The 20,611-nt window shown below is 72.8% G+C and carries 16 protein-coding genes and 1 pseudogene; 10 read left to right on the top strand and 7 right to left on the bottom strand.

The genetic code is table 11. The annotated features are described in order from the left end of the window. Positions 1-18: 18 nt before the first annotated feature. The 3 genes from ACZ3IJ_RS26040 to ACZ3IJ_RS26050 all read left to right on the top strand — a co-directional run bounded on the left by ACZ3IJ_RS26040 (position 19) and on the right by ACZ3IJ_RS26050 (position 2,681). Positions 19-696, top strand: a complete 678-nt coding sequence (locus ACZ3IJ_RS26040) for a uracil-DNA glycosylase (protein WP_467471969.1) — start codon at positions 19-21, stop codon at positions 694-696. Beyond that, a complete protein-coding gene (locus tag ACZ3IJ_RS26045; protein WP_467471970.1) occupies positions 693-1,670 on the top strand; it encodes an N-acetylglucosamine kinase in 978 nt (325 codons plus the stop codon). The genes ACZ3IJ_RS26040 and ACZ3IJ_RS26045 overlap by 4 nt, the downstream gene beginning before the upstream one ends. A gap of 87 nt (positions 1,671-1,757) precedes the next feature. Next, positions 1,758-2,681: a sirohydrochlorin chelatase gene (locus ACZ3IJ_RS26050; RefSeq protein WP_352187603.1), complete on the top strand. Its 924-nt coding sequence runs from the start codon at positions 1,758-1,760 to the stop codon at positions 2,679-2,681. Between the two features lie 97 nt (positions 2,682-2,778). Here the strand turns inward: ACZ3IJ_RS26050 and ACZ3IJ_RS26055 are convergent, their stop codons facing one another. Then, positions 2,779-3,834 (bottom strand): lactonase family protein, encoded by a 1,056-nt coding sequence (locus ACZ3IJ_RS26055; RefSeq protein ID WP_467471972.1) that lies wholly within the window; start codon positions 3,832-3,834, stop codon positions 2,779-2,781. Positions 3,835-3,967: 133 nt separating this feature from the next. Next, positions 3,968-5,512: an FUSC family protein gene (locus ACZ3IJ_RS26060; RefSeq protein WP_467472337.1), complete on the bottom strand. Its 1,545-nt coding sequence runs from the start codon at positions 5,510-5,512 to the stop codon at positions 3,968-3,970. 272 nt (positions 5,513-5,784) lie between these two features. On the opposite strand from ACZ3IJ_RS26060, the gene ACZ3IJ_RS26065 reads away from it, so the two are divergent. Both ACZ3IJ_RS26065 and ACZ3IJ_RS26070 read left to right on the top strand, forming a co-directional pair. After that, positions 5,785-6,267 (top strand): Lrp/AsnC family transcriptional regulator, encoded by a 483-nt coding sequence (locus tag ACZ3IJ_RS26065; RefSeq protein WP_467471974.1) that lies wholly within the window; start codon positions 5,785-5,787, stop codon positions 6,265-6,267. A 98-nt stretch (positions 6,268-6,365) separates the two neighbouring features. Further along, complete coding sequence (locus ACZ3IJ_RS26070) at positions 6,366-6,818, top strand: SRPBCC family protein (protein ID WP_467471976.1); 453 nt, start codon at positions 6,366-6,368, stop codon at positions 6,816-6,818. Positions 6,819-7,110: 292 nt separating this feature from the next. Here ACZ3IJ_RS26070 and ACZ3IJ_RS26075 read toward each other — a convergent pair whose 3' ends face one another. Both ACZ3IJ_RS26075 and ACZ3IJ_RS26080 read right to left on the bottom strand, forming a co-directional pair. Next, positions 7,111-9,552 carry an endo-beta-N-acetylglucosaminidase gene (locus tag ACZ3IJ_RS26075; RefSeq protein WP_467471977.1) on the bottom strand — a complete coding sequence of 814 codons (2,442 nt, stop codon included), beginning with the start codon at positions 9,550-9,552 and terminating at the stop codon, positions 7,111-7,113. Between the two features lie 164 nt (positions 9,553-9,716). After that, a complete protein-coding gene (locus ACZ3IJ_RS26080) occupies positions 9,717-10,748 on the bottom strand; it encodes a LacI family DNA-binding transcriptional regulator (RefSeq protein WP_467471979.1) in 1,032 nt (343 codons plus the stop codon). Between the two features lie 123 nt (positions 10,749-10,871). Between ACZ3IJ_RS26080 and ACZ3IJ_RS26085 the strand changes: the two genes are divergently transcribed. Genes ACZ3IJ_RS26085 through ACZ3IJ_RS26105 form a run of 5 tightly spaced genes read left to right on the top strand, consistent with a single transcriptional unit; the run spans position 10,872 to position 18,272 of the window. Then, positions 10,872-12,164, top strand: a complete 1,293-nt coding sequence (locus ACZ3IJ_RS26085; protein ID WP_467471982.1) for an ABC transporter substrate-binding protein — start codon at positions 10,872-10,874, stop codon at positions 12,162-12,164. A 4-nt stretch (positions 12,165-12,168) separates the two neighbouring features. Then, positions 12,169-13,041, top strand: coding sequence for a carbohydrate ABC transporter permease (locus tag ACZ3IJ_RS26090; RefSeq protein WP_467471983.1), 873 nt, complete (start codon positions 12,169-12,171; stop codon positions 13,039-13,041). Between the two features lie 2 nt (positions 13,042-13,043). Next, positions 13,044-13,898: a carbohydrate ABC transporter permease gene (locus ACZ3IJ_RS26095; RefSeq protein WP_467471985.1), complete on the top strand. Its 855-nt coding sequence runs from the start codon at positions 13,044-13,046 to the stop codon at positions 13,896-13,898. Then, complete coding sequence (locus tag ACZ3IJ_RS26100) at positions 13,895-15,184, top strand: glycoside hydrolase 5 family protein (RefSeq protein WP_467471987.1); 1,290 nt, start codon at positions 13,895-13,897, stop codon at positions 15,182-15,184. The genes ACZ3IJ_RS26095 and ACZ3IJ_RS26100 overlap by 4 nt, the downstream gene beginning before the upstream one ends. Positions 15,185-15,218: 34 nt before the next feature. Then, a complete protein-coding gene (locus tag ACZ3IJ_RS26105; RefSeq protein WP_467471989.1) occupies positions 15,219-18,272 on the top strand; it encodes an alpha-mannosidase in 3,054 nt (1,017 codons plus the stop codon). Here the strand turns inward: ACZ3IJ_RS26105 and ACZ3IJ_RS26110 are convergent. The 3 genes and pseudogenes from ACZ3IJ_RS26110 to ACZ3IJ_RS26120 form a co-directional block, all read right to left on the bottom strand. After that, positions 18,263-19,576 (bottom strand): annotated as a pseudogene (locus ACZ3IJ_RS26110) (MFS transporter); the annotation flags it as partial. The gene ACZ3IJ_RS26105 and the pseudogene ACZ3IJ_RS26110 overlap by 10 nt on opposite strands. 89 nt (positions 19,577-19,665) lie before the next feature. Continuing rightward, on the bottom strand, positions 19,666-20,025 hold the full coding sequence (locus tag ACZ3IJ_RS26115; protein WP_467471991.1) for an ArsR/SmtB family transcription factor: 360 nt from the start codon (positions 20,023-20,025) through the stop codon (positions 19,666-19,668). A gap of 113 nt (positions 20,026-20,138) precedes the next feature. Then, positions 20,139-20,360, bottom strand: a complete 222-nt coding sequence (locus ACZ3IJ_RS26120) for a hypothetical protein (RefSeq protein ID WP_383223567.1) — start codon at positions 20,358-20,360, stop codon at positions 20,139-20,141. Positions 20,361-20,611: the final 251 nt, after the last annotated feature.

Consider the following 20,611-nt stretch of genomic DNA (forward strand, 5'->3'; position numbering starts at 1 on the left):
GCCAGTAGAGTGACGGCCGTGGCAGCACGACCGTTGAATGAGATCGTCGAGCCGGGCTGGGCGCACGCGCTCGCGCCGGTGGCCGACAACATCGCCGCGATGGGCGACTTCCTGCGCCGGGAGATCGCCTCCGGGCGTACCTACCTGCCCGCCGGAGCGAACGTCCTGCGCGCCTTCCAGCAGCCCTTCGACGAGGTGCGGGTCCTGATCGTCGGACAGGACCCCTACCCGACGCCGGGACACGCGGTGGGACTGAGCTTCTCCGTGGCGCCGGAGGTGAGTCCGCTGCCACCGAGCCTGGAGAACATCTTCCGGGAGATGCACACCGATCTGGGGCTTCCTCGGCCCTCGAACGGTGATCTGACCCCGTGGACCCGCCAGGGGGTGCTGCTGCTCAACAGGGCGCTCACCACGGCGCCGAGGAAGCCCGGGGCGCACCGCGACAAGGGCTGGGAGGCGGTGACCGAGCAGGCCATTCGCGCGCTGGCCTCGCGGGGCAAGCCGCTGGTGTCGGTGCTGTGGGGGCGTGACGCGCGCAATCTGCGTCCGCTGCTCGGCGACCTGCCGGCGATCGAGTCCTCGCACCCCTCCCCCATGTCCGCGGACCGCGGCTTCTTCGGGTCGCGGCCCTTCAGCCGCACCAACGAACTGCTTCTGCGTCAGGGGGCGCAGGAGGTGGACTGGCGGCTGCCGTGACGGCCGGGGGCGAGGGCTGGGTCGTCGGGGTCGACTCGGGCGGTTCGGGGCTGCGGATCGCCCTGGCGCGTGCCCCGGACGGGCGGGCGGTGGAGACCGTGGAGTCCCGTGAGCCGGTGCGGACGGGCCCGGGCGGGATCGATGCGGCCCATCTGCTCGGGCAGTTGCTGCCCGTCGTGGAGTCGCTGCGGGGCCGCGCGGGGGCCGGACGCGTGGTCGCCCTCGCCGTCGGCGCCGCCGGCATGGCGACGCTCGGCGAGGAGCTGCGGGCGGTCCTGCCCGCTGCGTTGGAGCAGGCCCTCGGTGTACGGCGTCTGGCTCTGGCGGCCGACGCCGTCACGGCGTACGCGGGAGCTCTGGGGCAGCGCCCCGGTGCCGTCGTCGCGGGAGGCACGGGCCTCATCGCGCTCGGTACGGACCTGAGGGCCTGGCGACGTGCCGACGGCTGGGGTCATCTGCTGGGCGACTGCGGTGGCGGTGCCTGGATCGGCCGCGCCGGTCTGGAGGCCGCGATGCGGGCGTACGACGGCCGGCGTGGCGGTTCGGCCGCGCTGCTCGCCCGCGCCGAGGCGCGGTTCGGCCCGGCGGCCGGTCTGCCGGGCGCGCTGTACCCCCGGACCGACCGTCCTGCCGTGCTCGCGTCGTTCGCACCCGACGTGGCCGGCTGCGCGGCGGGCGGCGACCGGGTGGCGACGGGGATCCTGCGGCTCGCGGCCGGGCACGTCGCCGAGGCCGCGGCAGCCGTGTGCCCGGCTCCGGGTGCGTACGAAGTCGCTCTGACGGGTGGCCTGTTCAAACTGGGCGAGCCGCTGCTCGCACCGCTGCGCGACGAGCTGGCGGAGCAACTGCCGCACGCCCGGCAGACGTCGGCGGCCGGGGATCCGCTGTCCGGAGCGCTCGCCCTCGCGACCGCGCTGGCGACGGATTCACTTCGGCTGCCGGTGGAGCCGAAGTTGTTGCATGTAACCGCGTAAGCCGTGGTTCGGACAAAGAGGGGCAGATAACGCTCTGCTGCACCTCACCGCAGTGCTCGGCGGTCAAAACCAGTAGCATGCGGCGCCATGAGCTCCCCCACTGGGCCTGCTTCCGGCCTGCCTGTACGAATGCCGCGACCCCGCCAGCCCGGACGACACCGTCGCCCCGAACCCGTGGCGGCGCCCGAGGGCGCTCCCGCGCTGGTTCTCGCTGTTCCCGGTGTGCCGTCGGCCGCCATACGCTCGCTGGCCGAAGAGGTCGTGAGCATCGCCCGTTCCGAGCTGCCCGGCCTGGAGGCCGCGATCGGCTACCTCGACGGGGACGACGCCGAGTACCCCACCCTCGGAAGCGTGCTGGCGCGCGCCGAGGCGCTCCGCACCGAGCGGTACCAGCTGGCCCTGGCGGCCGGCCGCGAGGCCAGCGCTCCGGAGGGTCCCGCCGCGGTCGTCGTTCCGCTGCTCGCCGGCCCGGACAGCGCGCTGATGCGCCAGATCCGGCAGGCCGTGATGGACAGCGGCAACGTTGCCGAGCTGACCGACGTCCTCGGTCCGCACCCGCTGCTCGCCGAGGCACTGCATGTGCGCCTGTCGGAGGCCGGTCTGGCCCGCGCGGACCGCGCGCGGCTCTTCACGGTCGCCACGGCCGCCGACGGCATCGTCCTCGCGACGGTCGGCGGCGAGGAGGCCGTGCAGGCCGCCGGCATCACCGGCATGCTGCTGGCCGCGCGCCTGGCCGTCCCGGTGATGGCCGCCGCGCTCGACCAGGAGGGTTCGATCACCGCGATCGCCGAGCAGCTGCGCGGCTCCGGCTCGGAGCAGCTGGCGCTGGCCCCGTACCTCATCGGCCCCGAGCTGGCCGACGGCCTGCTCGACGCCGCCGCCAAGGAGGCCGGCTGCGCCGCCGCCGAGCCGCTGGGCGCGTACCCGGCGATCGGCAAGCTGGTGCTGTCGCAGTACACGGCGGCGCTGGGCATCGCGCCGCAGCAGCCGCAGGGTGCTCAGGCTCACTGAGCGGACACGGCGAAGGGCCCGCACCGGACACGTCCGGTGGCGGGCCCTTCGCCGTGTCGTCGCGGTGTCGCCGTGTCGCGTTGCACCCCGGCGCCGGTCAGGCGTGACGGCGGAAGACAACGCAGGAGGCCGCCGGGGCGTCGATGGAGCCGGCGCGGTTCGGGATGCCGGTCTCCGGGTCGAGGTCGAACCAGGTCACGTCGCCGGAACGCTCGTTCGCCGCGTACAGCCGCCGGCCGGCGGGGTCGAGGGCCAGGTCGCGCGGCCAGCGGCCCCCGCAGGGCACGGTGGTGCGGAGTTCGGCCTTCTCGCCGCCCGGGTCGAGGGCGAGGACCGCGATGAGGTCGCCACCTCGGACGGCCGCCCACAGGAAGCGGCCGTCGGGGGAGACCACGATCGCGGAGGGGTAGTCCGGCCCCGCGCCTTCCCCGGCGACCACGGGGGTCTCCCCGAGCGGGTCCAGGGTGCCCGTCACGGCGTCCCAGCGGCAGACCGTCAGGGTGGTCTCCAGCTCGTTCAGGACGTACGCGTGCGTCCCTGCGGGGTGGAAGGCCAGGTGGCGCGGGCCCGTGCCGGGGCGGAGCGTGGCCTCGCCGTGCGGCTCGGGCGCCCCTGAGACGGCGTCGAGGGCGTAGATCCGTACGGAGTCGGTACCGAGGTCCACAGCGGCCGCCCAGGGCCCGCCAGGGGCCGGGAGGACCTGATGGGCGTGCGGGGCGCTCTGGCGGTCCGGGACGGGCCCCGAGCCCTCGTGCAGGGCGACGACGGCGGGGTCGCCGAGGGACCCGTCCGACGCGATGGGCAGGGCGGTGACGCTGCCGGAGGTGTAGTTCGCGGTCAGGACGTGACCCGCGGTGACGGAGAGGTGCGTCGGTCCCGCGCCGCGCACGGCCACGGGAGCGCCGAGGGGCCGGAGTGCGCCGCCCGAGACGTCGAAGGCGCCCACGGCGCCTTCCTCGGCCTCGGAGACGGCGTACAGGACCGGGCCGGCGAGTGCGAGGTAGGAGGGGTCGGGCAGCGCGTCCGCCGCGCCGGTGACGGTGAGGGCGCCCGTGTACGGGTCCACCTCGGCGGCGAGGATGCCGCGGCCCCCGGCGGACGTGAAGGAGCCGATGTAGGCCCGGCCCGGTCCGCGCACGTCTGTCCCACTCATGGCGTCTCCCCTCGCTGCAGGGGGCGGTCGTCCGACGGCCCCGCGGTCGGGGCCGACGTTAGCAGGCGGTCTAGACCAAGTTGGATCATGCGGCGCCCACCGGGCCGAAGCGGCGCCGCCCGGCAGTGGCCTCTCAGGCGGCCGGGACCAGCGGGGCGCCCGGTGAGGTGTGGACCGGGGCCTTCAGGGCCACCAGGGCCTCTTCCAGGCCGTGGAGGTGGCCGAGGGCGGCCTCGGCGCCCGGGTGGTGGGTCGGGGCGCCCTGCGCCTCGACCGTGGCACGGTGCGCCGGGGCGGCCGGGGGGACGAGCGCGTGCACGGCGGCCTCGACCCGCCAGGCCGCCGCCGCGAGCCGGGCGTCGTGCGAGGCGTCCGGGTCCGTGGCGACCGCCGCCAGACCCCTGATCTCGCGGGCGCAGTCGTCGAGCAGCGCGAGCACCCGGCGGGCGCGCGCCTTGCGGGCTCGCAGCGGGCTCAGCGGGTGGACCAGCGGCGCCAGCGAGAGCCGGGCGCGGCCCAGCAGGACCTCCAGTTCGGCGGCGAGCGGGGCCGGGTCGGCCTCCGGGTCGCCGGCGAGCCGCCGCGCCGCCGCGGTGGTGCAGGCGTGGACGCAGGTCACGGCCCGCTCGATCCACGCGTTGGTGGCCGCGTGCGTGGTCACCGGCAGGAGCGCCACGCCGACGGCCGCGCCGAGGGCGCCCACCGCCGTCTCCTCGAAGCGGAGCACCAGGAGCCCCGGGTGCAGCACGCCGAGGAGCCCGTACAGCAGCCCGGCCATGACGGTCACGAAGAACATCATCCAGCTGTACGAGAGGGGGGCCGTGTAGAAGATCCCGAAGACGCAGACGGCGACCAGCGCGGCGGTCGGAGCGGGCGCGCCCGCCAGCGGGATCGCGATCAGGAAGCCGGCGGCGATGCCGGTCACCGTTCCGACCACCCGGCGGAAGCCGCGGACCAGCGTCTCGCCGCGCGAGGCGGTGTTGACGAAGATCCACCACGCGGTGCCGACGGCCCAGTACCAGCGCTCGTGCGAGATGAACTGGCCCGCGGCGAGCGCGACCGCGCAGGCCACCGTCGCCTGGAACGCCTGCCGCGTGGTGGGCCGCTCCAGACCCCGGCCGGGCAGCTGGGCGGGCGCGGCGGGCGGCGGCACGCGCCGCTCGATGCACCAGGCCACGAAACGTACCGCCCCCGCCGCGGCGAGAGCCAGGGCCACCGCCCCGTACAGCTCCGGCAGCTGCGCGGGCAGCGCGTGCAGGAACTGGGTGACGAAAAACATCATGAACGCGAAGATGCCCAGCGCGTGGCCGCGCGGACCCCAGCGGCGCGCGTACACGCCCGCGAAGATCACGAGGAGCCAGGAGGCGTCACGCAGCAGCGGCGCGCCGTGCAGCGTGGTCGCGAGGGCCAGGACGGGGAAGCCGACCGCGGGAAGCAGCGCCGTCGTCACGGCCTGGCGGCGGACGGTGGGGTCGGCGACGGTGAAGAGCGCGAGCAGGGCCGCGAGACCGCCGGTGATCGAGGCGGTGAGGGAGAGTCCGCAGAGTTCGGCCGCCGCGACGGCGAGGCCGATGGCGAGGACGGCCCGCGAGGAGACGCGCAGCCGGACGCGGCCCGGATCGGGGGCCACGAACACGAGCCTGACCAGTCGGCGACCGGTCGCCCGCAGATTCTTCACGACGGTGGTTCCGCCCCCGCTGCCGTACACACACCCTCTTCGCGTCTTCTCGTGCCCCGGCCTGCTTGTGGCGGCCCCAGGACATGGGAAAGGCGCCGCGGTCCGGTCACCGGCCTCGTCGCCGGTCCGGCGCTCGCGCGGCGCCATGTTTCTTCACTACTGTCCTCAGAGGAAAGCACCTGGACACCCACTGGCTCAACCGAGGCGCCGAGCACTGAGCCATTGGTACAGTCAAGGAAGAGAGAGTACGGCCAGAAGGGAGCCAACGGACCATGGCGGTGGACGAGCTCGACACCCGGATCCTGCGCCTCCTGATCGAGCAGCCGCGCACCAGCGTGCGTGAGTACGCGCGGATCCTCGGGGTGGCCCGCGGAACGGTGCAGGCCCGGATCGACCGGCTGGAGCGGGACGGCGTGATCACCGCGACCGGTCCGGTCCTCTCCCCCGCGGCGCTCGGTCACCCCGTCCTCGCGTTCGTGCACATCGAGGTCACCCAGGGGCACCTGGACGAGGTCGGCGACGCGCTCGCCGCCGTGCCGGAGATCGTCGAGGCGTTCTCGATCACCGGCGGCGGGGATCTCCTGACGCGGGTGGTGGCACGGGACAACGGCCACCTGGAGGACGTGATCCAGCGCCTGATCCAGCTGCCGGGCGTGGTCAGGACCCGTACGGAGATGGCGCTGCGCGAGCGCGTGCCGCACCGGCTGCTGCCGCTCGTGGAGTCGGTGAGCCGGGCGTCGGCCCGCAGAGGCTGAGGCCGCGCCTCTGAGCGGCGGCTCGTTGGCGGCGCCCTCTCTCCAGTGGGACGATTCGTATGAAGCGACAATCTGCCCAGAGCTACGAAGAGGGCGACATGTCTGCCATCAAGGAAAGCATCGACATTGCCCGTCGGCCCGAGGAGGTCTTCTCCTACATGACCGACATGACCCACCTGCCCGACTGGCAGGAAAGCGCCGTCTCGGTCCGCCCGTTGAGCGAGGGCCCGACGGCCGTCGGCTCGAAAGTCTCCGTGACCCGACGGATGGGGCGCCGGGAGATGGTGACGACCATGCAGGTCATCGACATGGATCCGCCCAGGAGTTGGCACGTCCACGGCATCGACGGACCGGTGCGCGGCGATGTCCACGGCACGATCGAGCCGATCGACAACGGCGAGCGTTCGCGCGTGACACTCGCGGTCGACTTCGAGGGCTACGGGATGGGAAAGATGCTCGTCCCCCTCGTCGTCCGCCCGCGCGTACGCAAGGAGATGCCGAAGAGCGAGCAGACGCTCAAGGGAATCCTGGAGGCGGGAGCCGACCGCTGACGGGCCCGCCCCGAGCCCGCCGGGCACACCGGGTGCGGCCCGCACGCCGCAGCGAGCGGCCGGACGATCTCCGGCCGCCACCACACTCCCCGGACATGCAGTCCCCGGTAGTCCGTCTCCGCACTCGGACGTCTCGGTCGTCGCCGAGAGGCCCGGGTTCCGGGAGGAGCTGCCGGGGGCCTGGCCAGAGCCAGCGAGTGGGTCACGCGGGACGGCGAACGTCTTCGCCGTCGGGTGCGGCTCGCTCTGGTTTTCTGGTGTATTAGGGATTTTCCTCCTTATTTCTCCCTCGTCAAGACCCCCAGACCTCGATCTCGTAGATCCGTGCGGCGGGGTCGCTCGTCTGCGTGGGCCGGGCGATCTGCAGACGTACGAAACGTGCCGTGACGCTCACCGGGTGCGTCGTCGTGGCCGCCGTGTTGCCGGTGACGGTCGCGACGGTCGTCCAGGGGTCGGCGGTGGAGCCGCGGACCTGGAGAGTGAAGTCCCGGGTGTTCCAGGACGCGCTCTCCCCGCCCGCCGACGCGTGCTTCACGGTGAGCCGGTCGACGCCCCGGGCCGCACCGAGGTCGACCTCCAGCCACTTGGCCGAGGTCGTGGTGCACCACTTGTCGGTCGTGCCGGCGGAGACGGATCCGTTCACCGCCTTGGCCGGCGTCTCGCTCGCGTTGCACTGGCCGGAGGCGGTCGCCGGGCGGCCCAGCGCGAGGTTGGACTCGGTGACCGGGGGCCAGCCGACGGTGGTGGTCGCGGCCGGCGAGCGGCCGTACTCGGTGGAGACCGCCTCGACCTCCAGCGTCGTCGACGTCTCCGTACCGGCGCGGTCGAGGCGGGGGACGAAGAGGGCGTCGTTGGGGGTGGCGCCGAGGAAGGTACGGGTGGAGTCGGCGTTGCGCCGGTAGACCTCGTAGTGGTGGACGGAGCCGGATGCCGAGGGAGTCCAGGCGAGCCGCAGGGACCTGGCACCGGCGCTCACGTCGGTGGCACCGAGGACGGTCACCCCGGTCGGGGCGGCGGCGGTGTCCACGGGGCCGTCGTGGACGGCGAGCCGGCCGACCCGGATGTCGTACGAGGGGGTGGAGCCGGCGGCCTGCAGTCCGATCTGCGCGATGGTCCGGCCCGCGAACGCCGACAGGTCGAGGTTCCTGCGCTCCCAGCCGGTGGTGGTGGTCGAGCCGAGGTCAAGGGTGGTGAAGGCGGTCGGCGCGTCGGTGAAGGAGATCGCGGCCTTCAGACGGGTGGGACCCGCGGCCGGGGTCTTCAGGACCACCGAGAGGCTCGTGTCGGCGGCGACCGGCAGCCTGGTCTGGTAGAGCCGGACGGTGTTCACGGCGTCGAGCGTGCCCGTCAGACGCAGCGACGACCCGCCCTCGTAGGCGTCGGAGAAGTCGATGGACGGGGTCAGCCTGGAGCCGGTGGAGGTGACGAGCCAGCGGTACGTGGGCGGTACGTCCTGGAGGGAGAGGTTGTTCCAGCCGGCCGACGAGACCCGTACGCCGCCGGAGTGGAAGAAGTCGCCCTGGCCGGCGCCGAAGGAGGTGACGAACGGCTTGGCGGTGACGGGCGACGACTCGGCGACGTAGTGCGCGAGCCCCTTCCAGGCCGAGGTCGTCGTGGTGTCCGACGGGTCGCCGTTGGCGCCGTCCCAGTAACGGGCCTCGCGGGCATGGGAGTCGGCGCGCCCGGTGGAGGAGGTGAAGGTCCACTCGGGCCGGTAGATGCCGAGCGAGGTGACGTGCGGCTGCCCCGCGGGGAAGACCGATCCCCAGGGGACGGAGGTGTTGTGTCCGTTCGCCTCGGTGTCGATGCCGGAGTACAGCTCGTACTCGCTCCTGCCGAGGCTCCGGGCGAGGGTACGGGAGGAGTCGAGGCCGGAGGCGCTCCAGCCGAAGTCCAGGAACATCGAGTCGGAGGTCCGCTGCGAACCCTCCTGCAGGAAGGCGTCGTTGGCGGAGGTCAGCGAGTCCTGCCAGGTCACGGCGCCGGACTCGGTCATCGCGTCGTACCACATGAACTCGACGGGCCCGAGGGAGCGGGCGTACCGCATCTCGTTGCGCAGTTCGGTGGCGAGGGCCGCGTCGCCGCCCGCCGTCTCCTGGTTGATGAACCAGCCGTCGAAACCGTAGTACCGCGCCACTTGGACGAGCTTGTCGGCGACCGGGTAGGTGGAGCCGGACTTCCGGGCGAAGTCGCGCACCCACTGGATCTGGCCACCGTAGGCGGTCGGCGGGAAGAAGACGGTGCCGTAGACCTTGACGCCGTTGCGGTGCGCGGCGTCGATCACGGTCGCGTTGGGAGCGAGGATCAGACCCTCGCTCGCCGAACCGCCCCAGAAGACCAGCTTGTCGACGTACTGCCAGTGGCCGAAGGCGTAGTGGTGCGGGTTGGCGGAGCCCTGCGAGGGGTTGTTCGAGGTGGGACCGAACGAGACGAGCGCGGCGATCTTCCCTTCGCCCGCCCGGGCGTTGGCGTTGGCCTTGAGCGCGGGGTCGGAGACGCGGGGCCGCAGCGGGACGCGGGACCGGTTGAACCGCGCGTCGGGGTCGGTGGCCGGATCCCAGTCCAGGAGGGTGTCGGGGTGCCAGTACGAGGCGTAGGGCTGGTCGCCGCCCGCGGCGGCCCGGGCCGGGGCGGCGGCACGCGCCTCGGACGTGTGGGGCGTGAGGGGGGTGGGGCCGAGCAGCAGGGCGGCGAGAAGCGCCGCGACCGTCAGCAGGGGGAGGTGTCGTCTCATCCGGTACTCCGGTCCAGCGGGAGGGGTGGGGGTGCTGGGCGTACGGGAGGTGCGGCGGTACGAGCGTGCGGCGATGCGGGCGTGCGCGGTGCGATGAGCGTGCGCGGTACCACGGGCGACGGGCGGCGGGCGGGCCGCGGTCTCGCCGGGGAGGCTAAACGGCTTTAGTCGCCCGGGTCAAGGGCGGGCGGCGCCGTGGACTCGCGGACCGTGAGCCGCGGCGTGGGGTTCTTGATGTCCCGCGCCGCGGCCGGGTCGTCGACGACGGCGAGGAGCGCCCTCGCGACCTGCTCGCCGAGGGCGAAGGTGTCGCGCGAGAGCGCCGTGAGCGAGGGGTGGACGATCCGGGTGAGGGCGGAGTCGTCGAAGGAGACGACGGACAGTTCGCCGGGGACGGCCACGCCCATCTCCGTGGCGACGCCGAGCCCGGCCACGGCCATCACGTCGCTGTCGTAGATGATCGCCGTCGGCCGCTTCGGCCGGGCGAGCAGGGCGCGGGTCGCGGCCGCCCCCTCGGCGTCGCTGAAGTCGGTCGGCAGCGAGACGGCCTCGGTGAGGCCGAGGCGCCGGGCGCTGTCCCGCACCGCCCGGATCCGGCGCTGGGTGTGCTGGAAGGCCGGGAGTCCGGCGAGGTGCGCGATCCGCCGGTGGCCGAGGGCGGCGAGGTAGTCGACGATCGAGATCATCGCCTCGCGGTCGTCGGCCCAGACGCTCGGCAGGCTGCCGTGCCGGCCGGGACCGCCGAGCACCGTCGTGGGCACCCCGAGCTCTTCGAGCACGGGGATCCGAGGGTCGCGGACCTGGAGGTCGACGAGGACGAATCCGTCCACCCGGTGCTCGGAGGTCCACCGCCGGTAGACCTCGATCTCGGCCGCCGTGTCCTCGACGACCAGCAGGTTCAGGGCGGTACCGCGCACGGAGAGACCGGCCTGCAGGCCGCTGAGGAGGTGGCTGAAGAAGGGCTCGAGGCCGATGGTCCTGGCCGGGCGGGCCAGGACGAGACCGACGGCGCCCGCCCGGGCGCCGCCCAGGGCGCGCGCGGCGCTGTGGGGGCGCCAGTTCATCTCCTCCGCGACCCGCAGGATGCGCTCGCGGGTCGCGTCGCTCACCCCGGGCCGGCCGTTGAGCGCGAAGGACACGGCGCCCTTGGACACCCCGGCCCGGCGGGCGATGTCGGCGATCGTCGGTCTGGCCACGGGCGACCCTTCCCTCGTGCGCGCTGTCTTGACAGCGGAGTGTAGCGGGAGCATAGTCCCCCATCGCTAGACCGGTTTAGTAACGCTGCCTCGTCCGCCAGAACAGACCGGGAGACCTCTCATATGCGCAGAAGCAGCCACTGGATACGGCTGGCCGTGGCCGCGGTCGCCGCGGTGACCCTCGCCGGCTGCGGCCTCGGCGATCCGAACGGAGCGGACGGCGACGCCGCCGGAGACTCCGGCGGGGGCGAGGTGAAGGGCCGGGTCTCGCTCCAGACCTGGGCCCTGAAGCCGAAGTTCACCGCCTACATGGAGGGCGTGATCGACGCCTTCGAGCAGAAGCACCCCGGGGTCGAGGTGGAGTGGCTCGACCAGCCGGGCGACGGCTACTCCGAGAAGGTGCTCAGCCAGGCGGCGGGCGGCACGCTGCCCGATGTGGTCAACCTGCCGCCGGACTTCGCCCTCCCGCTGGTGAAGCAGGACATGCTGCTCGACGTGGCGGGCGCGGACCCGGAGCTGGACGCCGACTACGTCGAGGGCGGCACCGCCGCCTACCGCTTCGCGGGCCACGACGGTACGTACGGCTATCCCTGGTACCTCAACACCGACGTCAACTACTGGAACTCCGAGCTGCTCACCCGGTACGGCCTCGACCCGGAGAAGCCGCCGGCCACCCTGGACGAGCTGATCACGGCGGCCAGGACCGTCAAGGCGAAGTCCGGCGGCGAGGTCTACCTCATGAGCCGCAAGCCGGGGCTGATGGACTTCGCCAACGCCGGGGTGAAGCTCATGTCCGACGACGGCACGTCCTTCACCTTCAACACCCCCGAGGCCGCCGCGCTCCTGGACACCTATCGCGCCGCGTTCAAGGAGGGGCTGCTGCCCAAGGACGTGCTGACGGAGACGTACGCGGGCAACACGAAGCTCTTCTCCTCCGGCACCGCCGCCTGGACGACGGCGGGCGGCAACTACATCACCTCCCTGGCGACCGACAACCCGAGCCTCGCGCCCAAGGTGGTCTCCTCCCCCGCGATGGGAACACCGCCCCTGTACGTCCAGGGCCTGTCGGTCTCCCGGGCGACGAAGAACCGGGCCACCGCGCTCGCGCTCGCCCGCTGGGTCACCGACGCCGAGAACCAGGCCGCCTTCGCCCACCTCACCGGCATCTTCCCGTCCACCAGGGCCTCGGCCTCGGACTCCTTCTTCAGCAGGAGCGACGGGACGAACGCCGGGGACGCCAAGGTCACGGCGTTCACGTCACTGGCGACGGCGAGGATGCTGGAGCCCGTCCAGGCCAACGACGCGATCAAGACCGTCGTCAACCAGCAGATCGCGCTCGCCCTCAACGGCCGGGCGAGCTCCAAGGAGGCGCTGGACACGGCCGTGGAGCGCGCCGACCGGATGCTGAAGGACTGAGCGCATGACGCACCGGCGCTGGTTCACCCCGTGGCTGCTCGCCGGACCGGCCGTCGTCTGGCTCGCCGTCTTCAACGTGTGGCCGGCGGTGAACACCGTGATCCTGTCGTTCACCAATGCCAAACCGCTGGGCGGCGGCCGCTTCACTGGCTTCGAGAACTACGAACGCGCCCTGAACGACGACCAGTTGGCCGACGCCCTGATCAACAGCATCGTCTATCTGCTCATCTGCCTGCCCCTGCTGACCCTGCTGCCGCTGCTGCTCGCGCTGCTGGTGGAGCGGAAGCTGCCGGGCATCACCTTCTTCCGTACCGCCTTCTACACACCGGTGGTCGCCTCCGCCGTCGTGGTCGCCCTGATCTGGGGGTGGCTCCTGGACGACCGCGGCCTCCTCAACGGTGTGCTCGGCAGCCTCGGGCTCACGGACCGGCCGGTCGACTTCCTCACCGACCGCTGGCTGCTGTTGTTCAGCGCCATCGGCCTGACCGTGTGGAAGGGCCTCGGCTACTACATGGTCATCTATCTCTCCGCGCTCGGGAACGTCGGCCGCGAGCTGCACGAGGCCGCCGCCGTCGACGGGGCGTCCGCCGTGCGCCGCTTCTGGCACGTCACCCTGCCCGGGGTACGGACCACGATGACGCTGGTATCCGTCCTGATCTCGGTCTCCGCCCTGCGCGTCTTCTCCGAGCTGTACGTCCTCTCCCACGGCACCGGTGGCCCGGGCGGCCGGGACATGTCGGTGGTCATGCTCATCCAGATGTACAGCCGCGGCTTCACCGGGCACATCGGCTACGCCTCGGCCCTGAGCCTGCTGCTCTTCGTGATCACCATCGGCCCGATGCTGCTCCTCGCCCGGCTGAACCGGAAGGCGGCCTGACCATGCCCGTACGAGCGTCCCGGGGTTTCGGGACCCCCGGCCCGGCCGCGCAGGCGGCCCGGTACGCGCTGCTCGCCGTCGTCCTGCTGCTGACGATCGGGCCGTTCCTGTGGCAGCTGTCCACCTCTCTCAAGGGCCCGGGCGAGGACGTCCACTCCCGGACGCCTGACTTCCTGCCGAGCGACCCGACGTTCTCCAACTACGCGCAGGTCGCCGACGCCGTCCCGGTGTGGACGTACGCGCTCAACTCGCTGACCGTGGCGGGGATCGCCGTGGCCGGGAACGTGGTCGGGGCCACTCTCGCCGGCTTCGCCCTCTCCCGATTGCGGTTCCGGGGCGTCCGGCTCGTGCTCGGCCTCTTCGTCGCCACCCTGGTCCTGCCGGGCGAGGTCACGATCGTCTCCCAGTACGTGACGGTCCGCAGCATGGGTCTGACCGACACCCTGCTCGGGGTGGCGCTGCCGGGGGCGATCGCCATGCTCAACGTGCTGCTGATGTACACGGCGTTCCAGGCCGTGCCGCCCGAGCTCGACGCCGCCGCGCTCGTCGACGGGGCGAACGTGTGGCAGCGGCTGGTCCATGTGGGGCTGCCGAACGTCCGGGGCATGCTGAGCGTGGTCGTGATCTTCACCTTCATCGGGGCCTGGGACGACTTCCTGTGGCCGCTGATCGTGCTCAACGATCCCGCGCGGTACACCCTCACCGTGGGACTGCAGTACCTCGACGGCACGTTCACCGCCAACCCACGGCTGATCGCGGCCGGAACCATGATCGCCTTCCTGCCGATCGTGGCCGTGTTCGCCGCGCTCCAGCGGTTCTTCTTCCGGGGCGTCGAGGAAGGCGCCATCAAGGGATGACCAACGCAGAGGACGTGATGGGGAGAATGACCCCGCTGCCCGCAGCCCCGCGCTTCGGCGTCAACTACACGCCGAGCCAGGGCTGGTTCCACCACTGGCTGGACTTCGATCTCGACGCCGTCCGCAGGGATCTGGATTCGATCGCCGCCCTCGGCCTGGACCACGTCCGGGTCTTCCCGCTGTGGCCCGTCTTCCAGCCGAACCGCACCCTGATCCGCCCGCGCGCCGTCGCCCAGCTGGTCGCCCTGGTGGACGCGGCGGCGGAACGGGGTCTGGACGTGGCCGTGGACGGGCTGCAGGGCCATCTCTCCAGCTTCGACTTCCGGCCCTCCTGGACGCTCACCTGGCACCGGCGCAACCTCTTCACCGATCCGGACGTACTCGACGGCCAGGCCGCCTATCTGGGCGCCCTCGCCTCGGCCCTCGCGGACCGCCCCAACTTCCTCGGCATGACGCTCGGCAACGAGATCAACCAGTTCTCCGGCGATCCGCACCCCGATCCGGACCGGATCACCCCGGGCGAGGCGGAGAGCTGGCTGCGGCGCATGCTCGCGGAGTGCGAACGGGCGGCGCCCGGACGGCTGCATCTGCACGCGGAGTACGACGCCGCCTGGTACCTGGACGAGCACCCCTTCACCCCCGCCCACGCGGCCCGGATCGGTGCCGTGACGGCTGTCCACTCCTGGGTCTTCAACGGCACCGCCCAGCGCTACGGCGCCGAGTCCTTCGCGACCGGGCAGCACGCCGCGTATCTGATCGAGCTGTCGAAGGCCTGGGCCGAGGACCCGGGGCGCCCGGTGTGGCTCCAGGAGGTGGGCGCTCCCGCCCCGCACATCGCGCCCGACCGGGCCGCGGCCTTCACCCGTACGACCGTGGCGGCGGCGCTCGACTGTCCGGACCTCTGGGGCGTCACCTGGTGGTGCTCGCACGACGTCGACCGCTCGCTCGCCGACTTCCCCGAACTGGAGTACAGCCTCGGCCTGTTGACCGGGGACGGTGTGGTGAAGCCGGCCGGGCGGGCGCTCGCGGACACCGTTGCGGAGTTCCGCGGCCTCGCCCACCGGCCCCGGGCGAGGACCACGGCCCTCGTGCTCGATCTGCCGGACGAGGCGGCGAAGCGTTCGACGTGCGCGCCGGGCGGGGCGTTCTTCGAGGCGTTCATGCGGCTCGCCGCGGACGGCGCGCGGCCGGCCGTCGTACTGGCGTCGTGGGCGTCGGACCGCGATCATCTCACCGCACGCGGGATCACCGAGACGGTCACCGTCGACGACGTCGACAGGCCCTGACGACCACCCTCTCTTACGTGACGGAGCGACTGGCATGCATGACGACCGCACCCTGATCGAGTCCCGACTCAAGCGCGTCCTGGAGGAGCGCATCCGGCCGGCGATCCATCCGGAGTCCGTGCCCCTGGAGGTGGGGATCTGGACCGCGCCGGACGAGCCGGTGCCGGTGGGCGAGGGGATCGCCGCGCCGCGTACCCCGATCGCGGCGGGCGAGGCGTGGGGCGCTCCCTGGGGTACGAGCTGGCTCACGGTCTCCGGTCAGGTTCCGGACGCGTGGGCGGGGCGGACGGTGGAGGCCCTGATCGACCTCGGCTTCGACGCGAACATGCCCGGCTTCCAGTGCGAGGGGCTGGTCTATCTGCCGGACGGCTCGCCTGTGAAGGGGCTCCATCCGCGCAACCAGTGGGTGCGGATCGCCGACCCGGCGGTCGGGGGCGAGGAGGTGCTGCTGCATGTGGAGGCCGCGTCCAATCCGGTCGTCCTGGACTACCACCCCTTCCTGCCGACCGGGCTGGGCGAGAAGGAGACGGCGGGCGACGCACCGCAGTACCGCCTGGCGCGGATGGACCTGGCGGTCTTCGACGAGACCGTGTGGCAGCTGGTGATCGACCTGGAGGTGCTCGGGGAGCTGATGGCGGAGCTGCCGGTGGACGGCGCGCGGCGCTGGGACATCCTGCGGGCCGTGGAGAGCGCGCTGGACGCGATCGACCTCCAGGACGTCAACGGTACGGCCGAGGAGGCCCGTTCACGTCTCGCCGAGGCGCTCGCCTCGCCGGCCGAGCCGTCGGCTCACCGGATCAGCGCGGTCGGCCACGCCCATATCGACTCGGCCTGGCTGTGGCCGCTGCGGGAGACGGTCCGCAAGGTGGCCAGGACGACCGCGAACATGACGGCGCTCCTGGAGGACGAGCCGGACTTCGTCTACACGATGTCGCAGGCCCAGCAGTACGCGTGGATCAAGGAGCACCGCCCCGAGGTCTACGCGCGGGTGAAGAAGGCGGTCTCGGAGGGCCGGTTCGTCCCGGCGGGGGGCATGTGGGTGGAGTCCGACACCAACATGCCGGGCTCGGAGGCGATGGCCCGTCAGTTCGTCTACGGCAAGCGGTTCTTCCTGGAGGAGTTCGGCGTCGAGAACGAGGAGGCGTGGCTGCCGGACACGTTCGGCTTCGCGGGCGGGCTGCCGCAGATCATCAAGGCGGCCGGGTCGAAGTGGCTGCTGACGCAGAAGATCTCCTGGAGCCAGGTCAACTCCTTTCCGCACCACACGTTCTGGTGGGAGGGCATCGACGGGACGCGGATCTTCACGCACTTCCCGCCGATCGACACGTACAACTGCTCGATGCGGGGTAAGGAGATCGCCCACGCGGTCCGCAACTTCAAGGACAAGGGCCGGGCTCGGCACTCGATCGCTCCGACGGGCTGGGGCGACGGAGGGGGCGGCACGACCCGCGAGATGGTCGCGAAGGCGGCCCGGCTGCGGGATCTGGAGGGTTCGGCCCGGGTGCGCTGGGAGCGGCCCGCGGAGTTCTTCGCCAAGGCGGAGGCGGAGTATCCGCACGCGCCCGTCTGGGTGGGCGAGCTGTATCTGGAGCTGCACCGGGCGACGCTGACGAGTCAGGCGCGGACCAAGCAGGGCAACAGGGCGAGCGAGAACCTGCTGCGCGAGGCCGAGCTGTGGGCGGCCACGGCCGCCGTACGGTCCGGACTCCCTTATCCGCACGAGGAGTTGGACCGGATCTGGAAGACGGTGCTGCTGCACCAGTTCCACGACATCCTGCCGGGCTCCTCGATCGCGTGGGTGCACCGCGAGGCGGAGCGGACGTACGCGGGGGTCGCCGAGGAGTTGAACGGCATCATCGGGCGGGCGCAGCGGGTGCTCGCCGGTGACCCGGCGGGGGGCGGCGAGACGGTCTTCAACGCGGCCCCGCACGCGCGCGCGGGGGTGCCGGCGGGCGGGGCGAGGGCGGTCGCGGGGGCCACGTCCGGCTGCACCGCGCAGGAGCGGCCCGGCGGCGGGTTCGTCCTGGACAACGGGCTGCTGCGGGTGACGGTGGACGGGCGCGGCCTGGTGGTGTCGGTGCTCGACCTGGTGGCCGGGCGCGAGACGCTCGCACCGGGGGCCGCGGGCAACCTGCTCCAGATCCATCCCGACTTCCCGAACATGTGGGACGCCTGGGACGTCGACCAGTTCTACCGGAACACCGTGACGGACCTGACCGGCGCGGACGAGGTGACGCTCGCCGACGCGGGCCCGCGTTCCGTGTCCGTACGGGTGACGCGGTCGTTCGGGGCCTCGCGCGCCGTGCAGACGCTGACGCTCGCCGCGGGCGCGGGGCGGCTCGACCTGGACACCGAGGTCGACTGGCACGAGACGGAGAAGTTCCTCAAGGTGGCCTTCCCGCTCGACCTTCACACGGATCGGTACGCGGCGGAGACCCAGTTCGGCCATCTGTACCGGCCCACGCACACCAACACCAGTTGGGAGGCCGCCAAGTTCGAGGCGTGCAACCACCGCTTCGTCCACTTCGAGGAGCCCGGCTGGGGCGTCGCCCTGGTGACGGCGTCGACGTACGGGCACGACGTGACCCGTACCGTACGGCCCGAGGACGGCGGTACGACGACGACCGTACGGATGTCCCTGCTGCGCGCTCCGCGCTTCCCCGATCCGCACACGGACCAGGGGGTGCACCGCTTCCGCCACGGGCTGGTGCCGGGCGCCTCGGTCGGGGACGCCGTCCGCGAGGGGTACCGGATCAACCTGCCGGAGCGCCGGGTCCCCGGTGGTGCGGAGGTCGCCCCGCTGGTCGGCGTGGACGACGAGGCGGTCGTGGTGAGCGCCGTGAAGCTGGCCGACGACCGGGGCGGTGACGTGGTGGTCCGGGTCTACGAGTCCCGGGGCGGCCGGGCGCGGGCGCGCCTGACCACCGACTTCGCCTGGGACGGGGTGACGGTGTGCGACCTGCTGGAGCGGCCGCTCGCCGACGTACCGCCCGGCACGGCGCGTGCGGAGGACGGCGCCGTCGCGCTGGCCCTGCGCCCGTTCGAGCTGGTCACGCTGCGCTTCACGGGGGCCGGCCAGCGCGGGTGAAGGGCGTCTATCCGGAAGTCGTGGACGTGGCACCGGCCGGCGCCCGCCAGGTGCGGATGGTCGGTGGCCAGTTCGGGGTGGCGGTGCTCCAGCTCGGCCGGGTCCGTGCGGGGCCAGAGCCGTAGGGCGGCGACGGCCGCGAGGAGGGCGAGGAGGCCCAGCGCGACGGCGGCGGCCGCGAGGCCGGCGCGCGCGGCCGTCCACCCGGCCAGCGGGTAGGCGATCAGCCAGCAGCCGTGGGCGAGGGAGAACCGGGCCGCGAAGACGGCGGGCAGGTCCGCGCTGCCCGCCGAGCGCCGTAGCAGCCGCCCGCCGGGGGTCAGGACGGCGGAGGTGGCGGCGCCGAGGACGAGCCAGGCGGCAAGCAGGGCGGGCCAGGCCCAGGGACCGGGACCCGCCGCCAGGAGGGCCGGGAGGAGGACCAGGACCCCGGCCGTCACGAAGGCCGCGGGGAGCATCAGGGCCCGGTCGCCGGTCCGGTCCAGGACGCGGGGCAGCGCCAGCGCCGCGGCCATCGAGCCCGCTCCGTACGCGGCGAGGGCGAGCGTCACCTCGCCGACGGGGCGTCCGAGGACCTCGCGGACCAGGACGACGGTGTTGACGAGGACCATCGCGCCGCCGGCGGCGACGACGAGATCGAGGGCGAGGAGGGCGCGCAGGCGCGGCGTCGCCAGGACGAGCCGGATGCCGAAGACGGCCCGGGCGTACGCGCCGCCGGTCCGCTCGGCGGGTGCGGGGGTGGACAGGAGGACGGACGCGACCAGGGCGGCGGAGGCGAGGAAGCCCATCGCGGTACCCGTGAAGAGCAGGCCGGACGGGACGAGGACGAGCAGGGCCGCGGCGAGCGCCGGGCTGAACAGGTTCTCCAGGTCGTAGGCGAGACGGGAGAGCGAGAGGGCACGGGTGTAGTCGTCCTCGTCGGGCAGGACGTCGGGGATCGTCGCCTGGAAGGTCGGGGTGAAGGCGGCGGAGGCGGCCTGGAGCAGCAGGATCAGGACGTACACCTGCCAGACCTCGGTGACGAAGGGCAGGGCGAGGGCGGCCGCGGCGCGGGTGAGGTCCATGGCGACGAGCAGCGCGCGCCGGGGTATCCGGTCCGCGAACGCGCTGACCAGGGGGGCGATTCCGACATAGGCGACCATCTTGATCGCGAGTGCCGTTCCGAGGACGGCGGAGGCGTCGGCGCCCGCGAGGTCGTACGCGAGGAGACTCAGCGCGACGGTCGCGAGGCCCGTACCGGCGAGGGCGACGACCTGGGCGGTGAAGAGGCGGCGGTAGGTGCGGTGACGCAACACGGACAGCATGAGGCCCGCCCTCGTTCGGCTCCGGGGGTCGTGACCACGGTAGCGGACATGTGCATAGTTGCGCACATGTCATATGCGGAGGGGTCCGTTCAGTCGTGCCAGGGTTCGCCGGTCACCTGGTGGTCCGCGTGGTTGATCGCCTCGACGACGAGGCGCCGCAGATGACCGTCCGGGAGCGTGTACACGACCCGGCGGCCGTCCTTGCGGTGCTGGACGAGCCCGCCGAGCCGCAGCTTCGCCAAGTGCTGGCTCACCGCCGGCCGAGCAGCGCCACACGCCTCCGCGAGGGCGGTGACGTCCGACTCGGCACGCGACAGCAGCCACACCAGATGCAGCCGGGTGGGGTCCGCCAGCAGCGCGAACACCCCGGCCGCGGCGGCCAGCTCAGGGGCGCCGGGCGTGCGCTGATGCACGACGCTCGCAGGTGAGGTTCCCTCGCGTTCAGCCATGGGGCCATCGTAGGCACGCCCCCGGGCACGGAAGCCGCCCCGGCGTGGAACGGAGACCGCCCCGGCGCGATGCGCGGCGCCGGGGCGGGTCCGTGAAGGCTGTCGGAACTCTGTCAGAGCTTGTGCATGCCCTTGTAGGGGCTGAGGACTCGGACCTGGGAGGCCCCGAAGTCGACGAGCAGCGCACCCGTCGGCTCCTGGCCGATGATCTTCCCGAGGCCGTGACGATCGTGGGAGACGCGGTCACCGACGGCGAACTCCTTGATCACGGGATCGACGGGAGCCGCGAAGGGGCTGGTGGACAGGTGGCGCCGGGGCGCGGATCGGTTCGTCATCGTCCCGCCAGTATGCCCTTCGGGAGGCCGGGGGCACAGACGCGAACGGCCCCGGGATCCCCGGGCGGCGATCACCGGTGACCGCGCTCCGGCGCCTGGTGACGCCAACGACCGGACGGCGCATCGGTGTTGGCCGGGTCACGGGGCCGACGGAACCGGAAGGCCCGGCTCGGCGGAAGTCGTGATCCCGCCGTGCGCACCCGCTGTCACCCGACGATCAGCGTGCTGTCAGCGCCACCGCACACCGGGTG

The organism is Streptomyces sp. NPDC013317 (genome assembly GCF_055563155.1).

Bases quoted from the DNA above. Each gene is read 5' to 3' on its own strand.
- ACZ3IJ_RS26100 (WP_467471987.1), top strand. From the start codon at position 13,895: ATGACCAACGCAGAGGACGTGATGGGGAGAATGACCCCGCTGCCCGCA.
- ACZ3IJ_RS26085 (WP_467471982.1), top strand. From the start codon at position 10,872: ATGCGCAGAAGCAGCCACTGGATACGGCTGGCCGTGGCCGCGGTCGCC.
- ACZ3IJ_RS26075 (WP_467471977.1), bottom strand. From the start codon at position 9,552: ATGAGACGACACCTCCCCCTGCTGACGGTCGCGGCGCTTCTCGCCGCC.
- ACZ3IJ_RS26105 (WP_467471989.1), top strand. From the start codon at position 15,219: ATGCATGACGACCGCACCCTGATCGAGTCCCGACTCAAGCGCGTCCTG.
- ACZ3IJ_RS26090 (WP_467471983.1), top strand. From the start codon at position 12,169: ATGACGCACCGGCGCTGGTTCACCCCGTGGCTGCTCGCCGGACCGGCC.
- ACZ3IJ_RS26055 (WP_467471972.1), bottom strand. From the start codon at position 3,834: ATGAGTGGGACAGACGTGCGCGGACCGGGCCGGGCCTACATCGGCTCC.
- ACZ3IJ_RS26050 (WP_352187603.1), top strand. From the start codon at position 1,758: ATGAGCTCCCCCACTGGGCCTGCTTCCGGCCTGCCTGTACGAATGCCG.
- ACZ3IJ_RS26065 (WP_467471974.1), top strand. From the start codon at position 5,785: ATGGCGGTGGACGAGCTCGACACCCGGATCCTGCGCCTCCTGATCGAG.
- ACZ3IJ_RS26070 (WP_467471976.1), top strand. From the start codon at position 6,366: ATGTCTGCCATCAAGGAAAGCATCGACATTGCCCGTCGGCCCGAGGAG.
- ACZ3IJ_RS26115 (WP_467471991.1), bottom strand. From the start codon at position 20,025: ATGGCTGAACGCGAGGGAACCTCACCTGCGAGCGTCGTGCATCAGCGC.
- ACZ3IJ_RS26095 (WP_467471985.1), top strand. From the start codon at position 13,044: ATGCCCGTACGAGCGTCCCGGGGTTTCGGGACCCCCGGCCCGGCCGCG.
- ACZ3IJ_RS26120 (WP_383223567.1), bottom strand. From the start codon at position 20,360: ATGACGAACCGATCCGCGCCCCGGCGCCACCTGTCCACCAGCCCCTTC.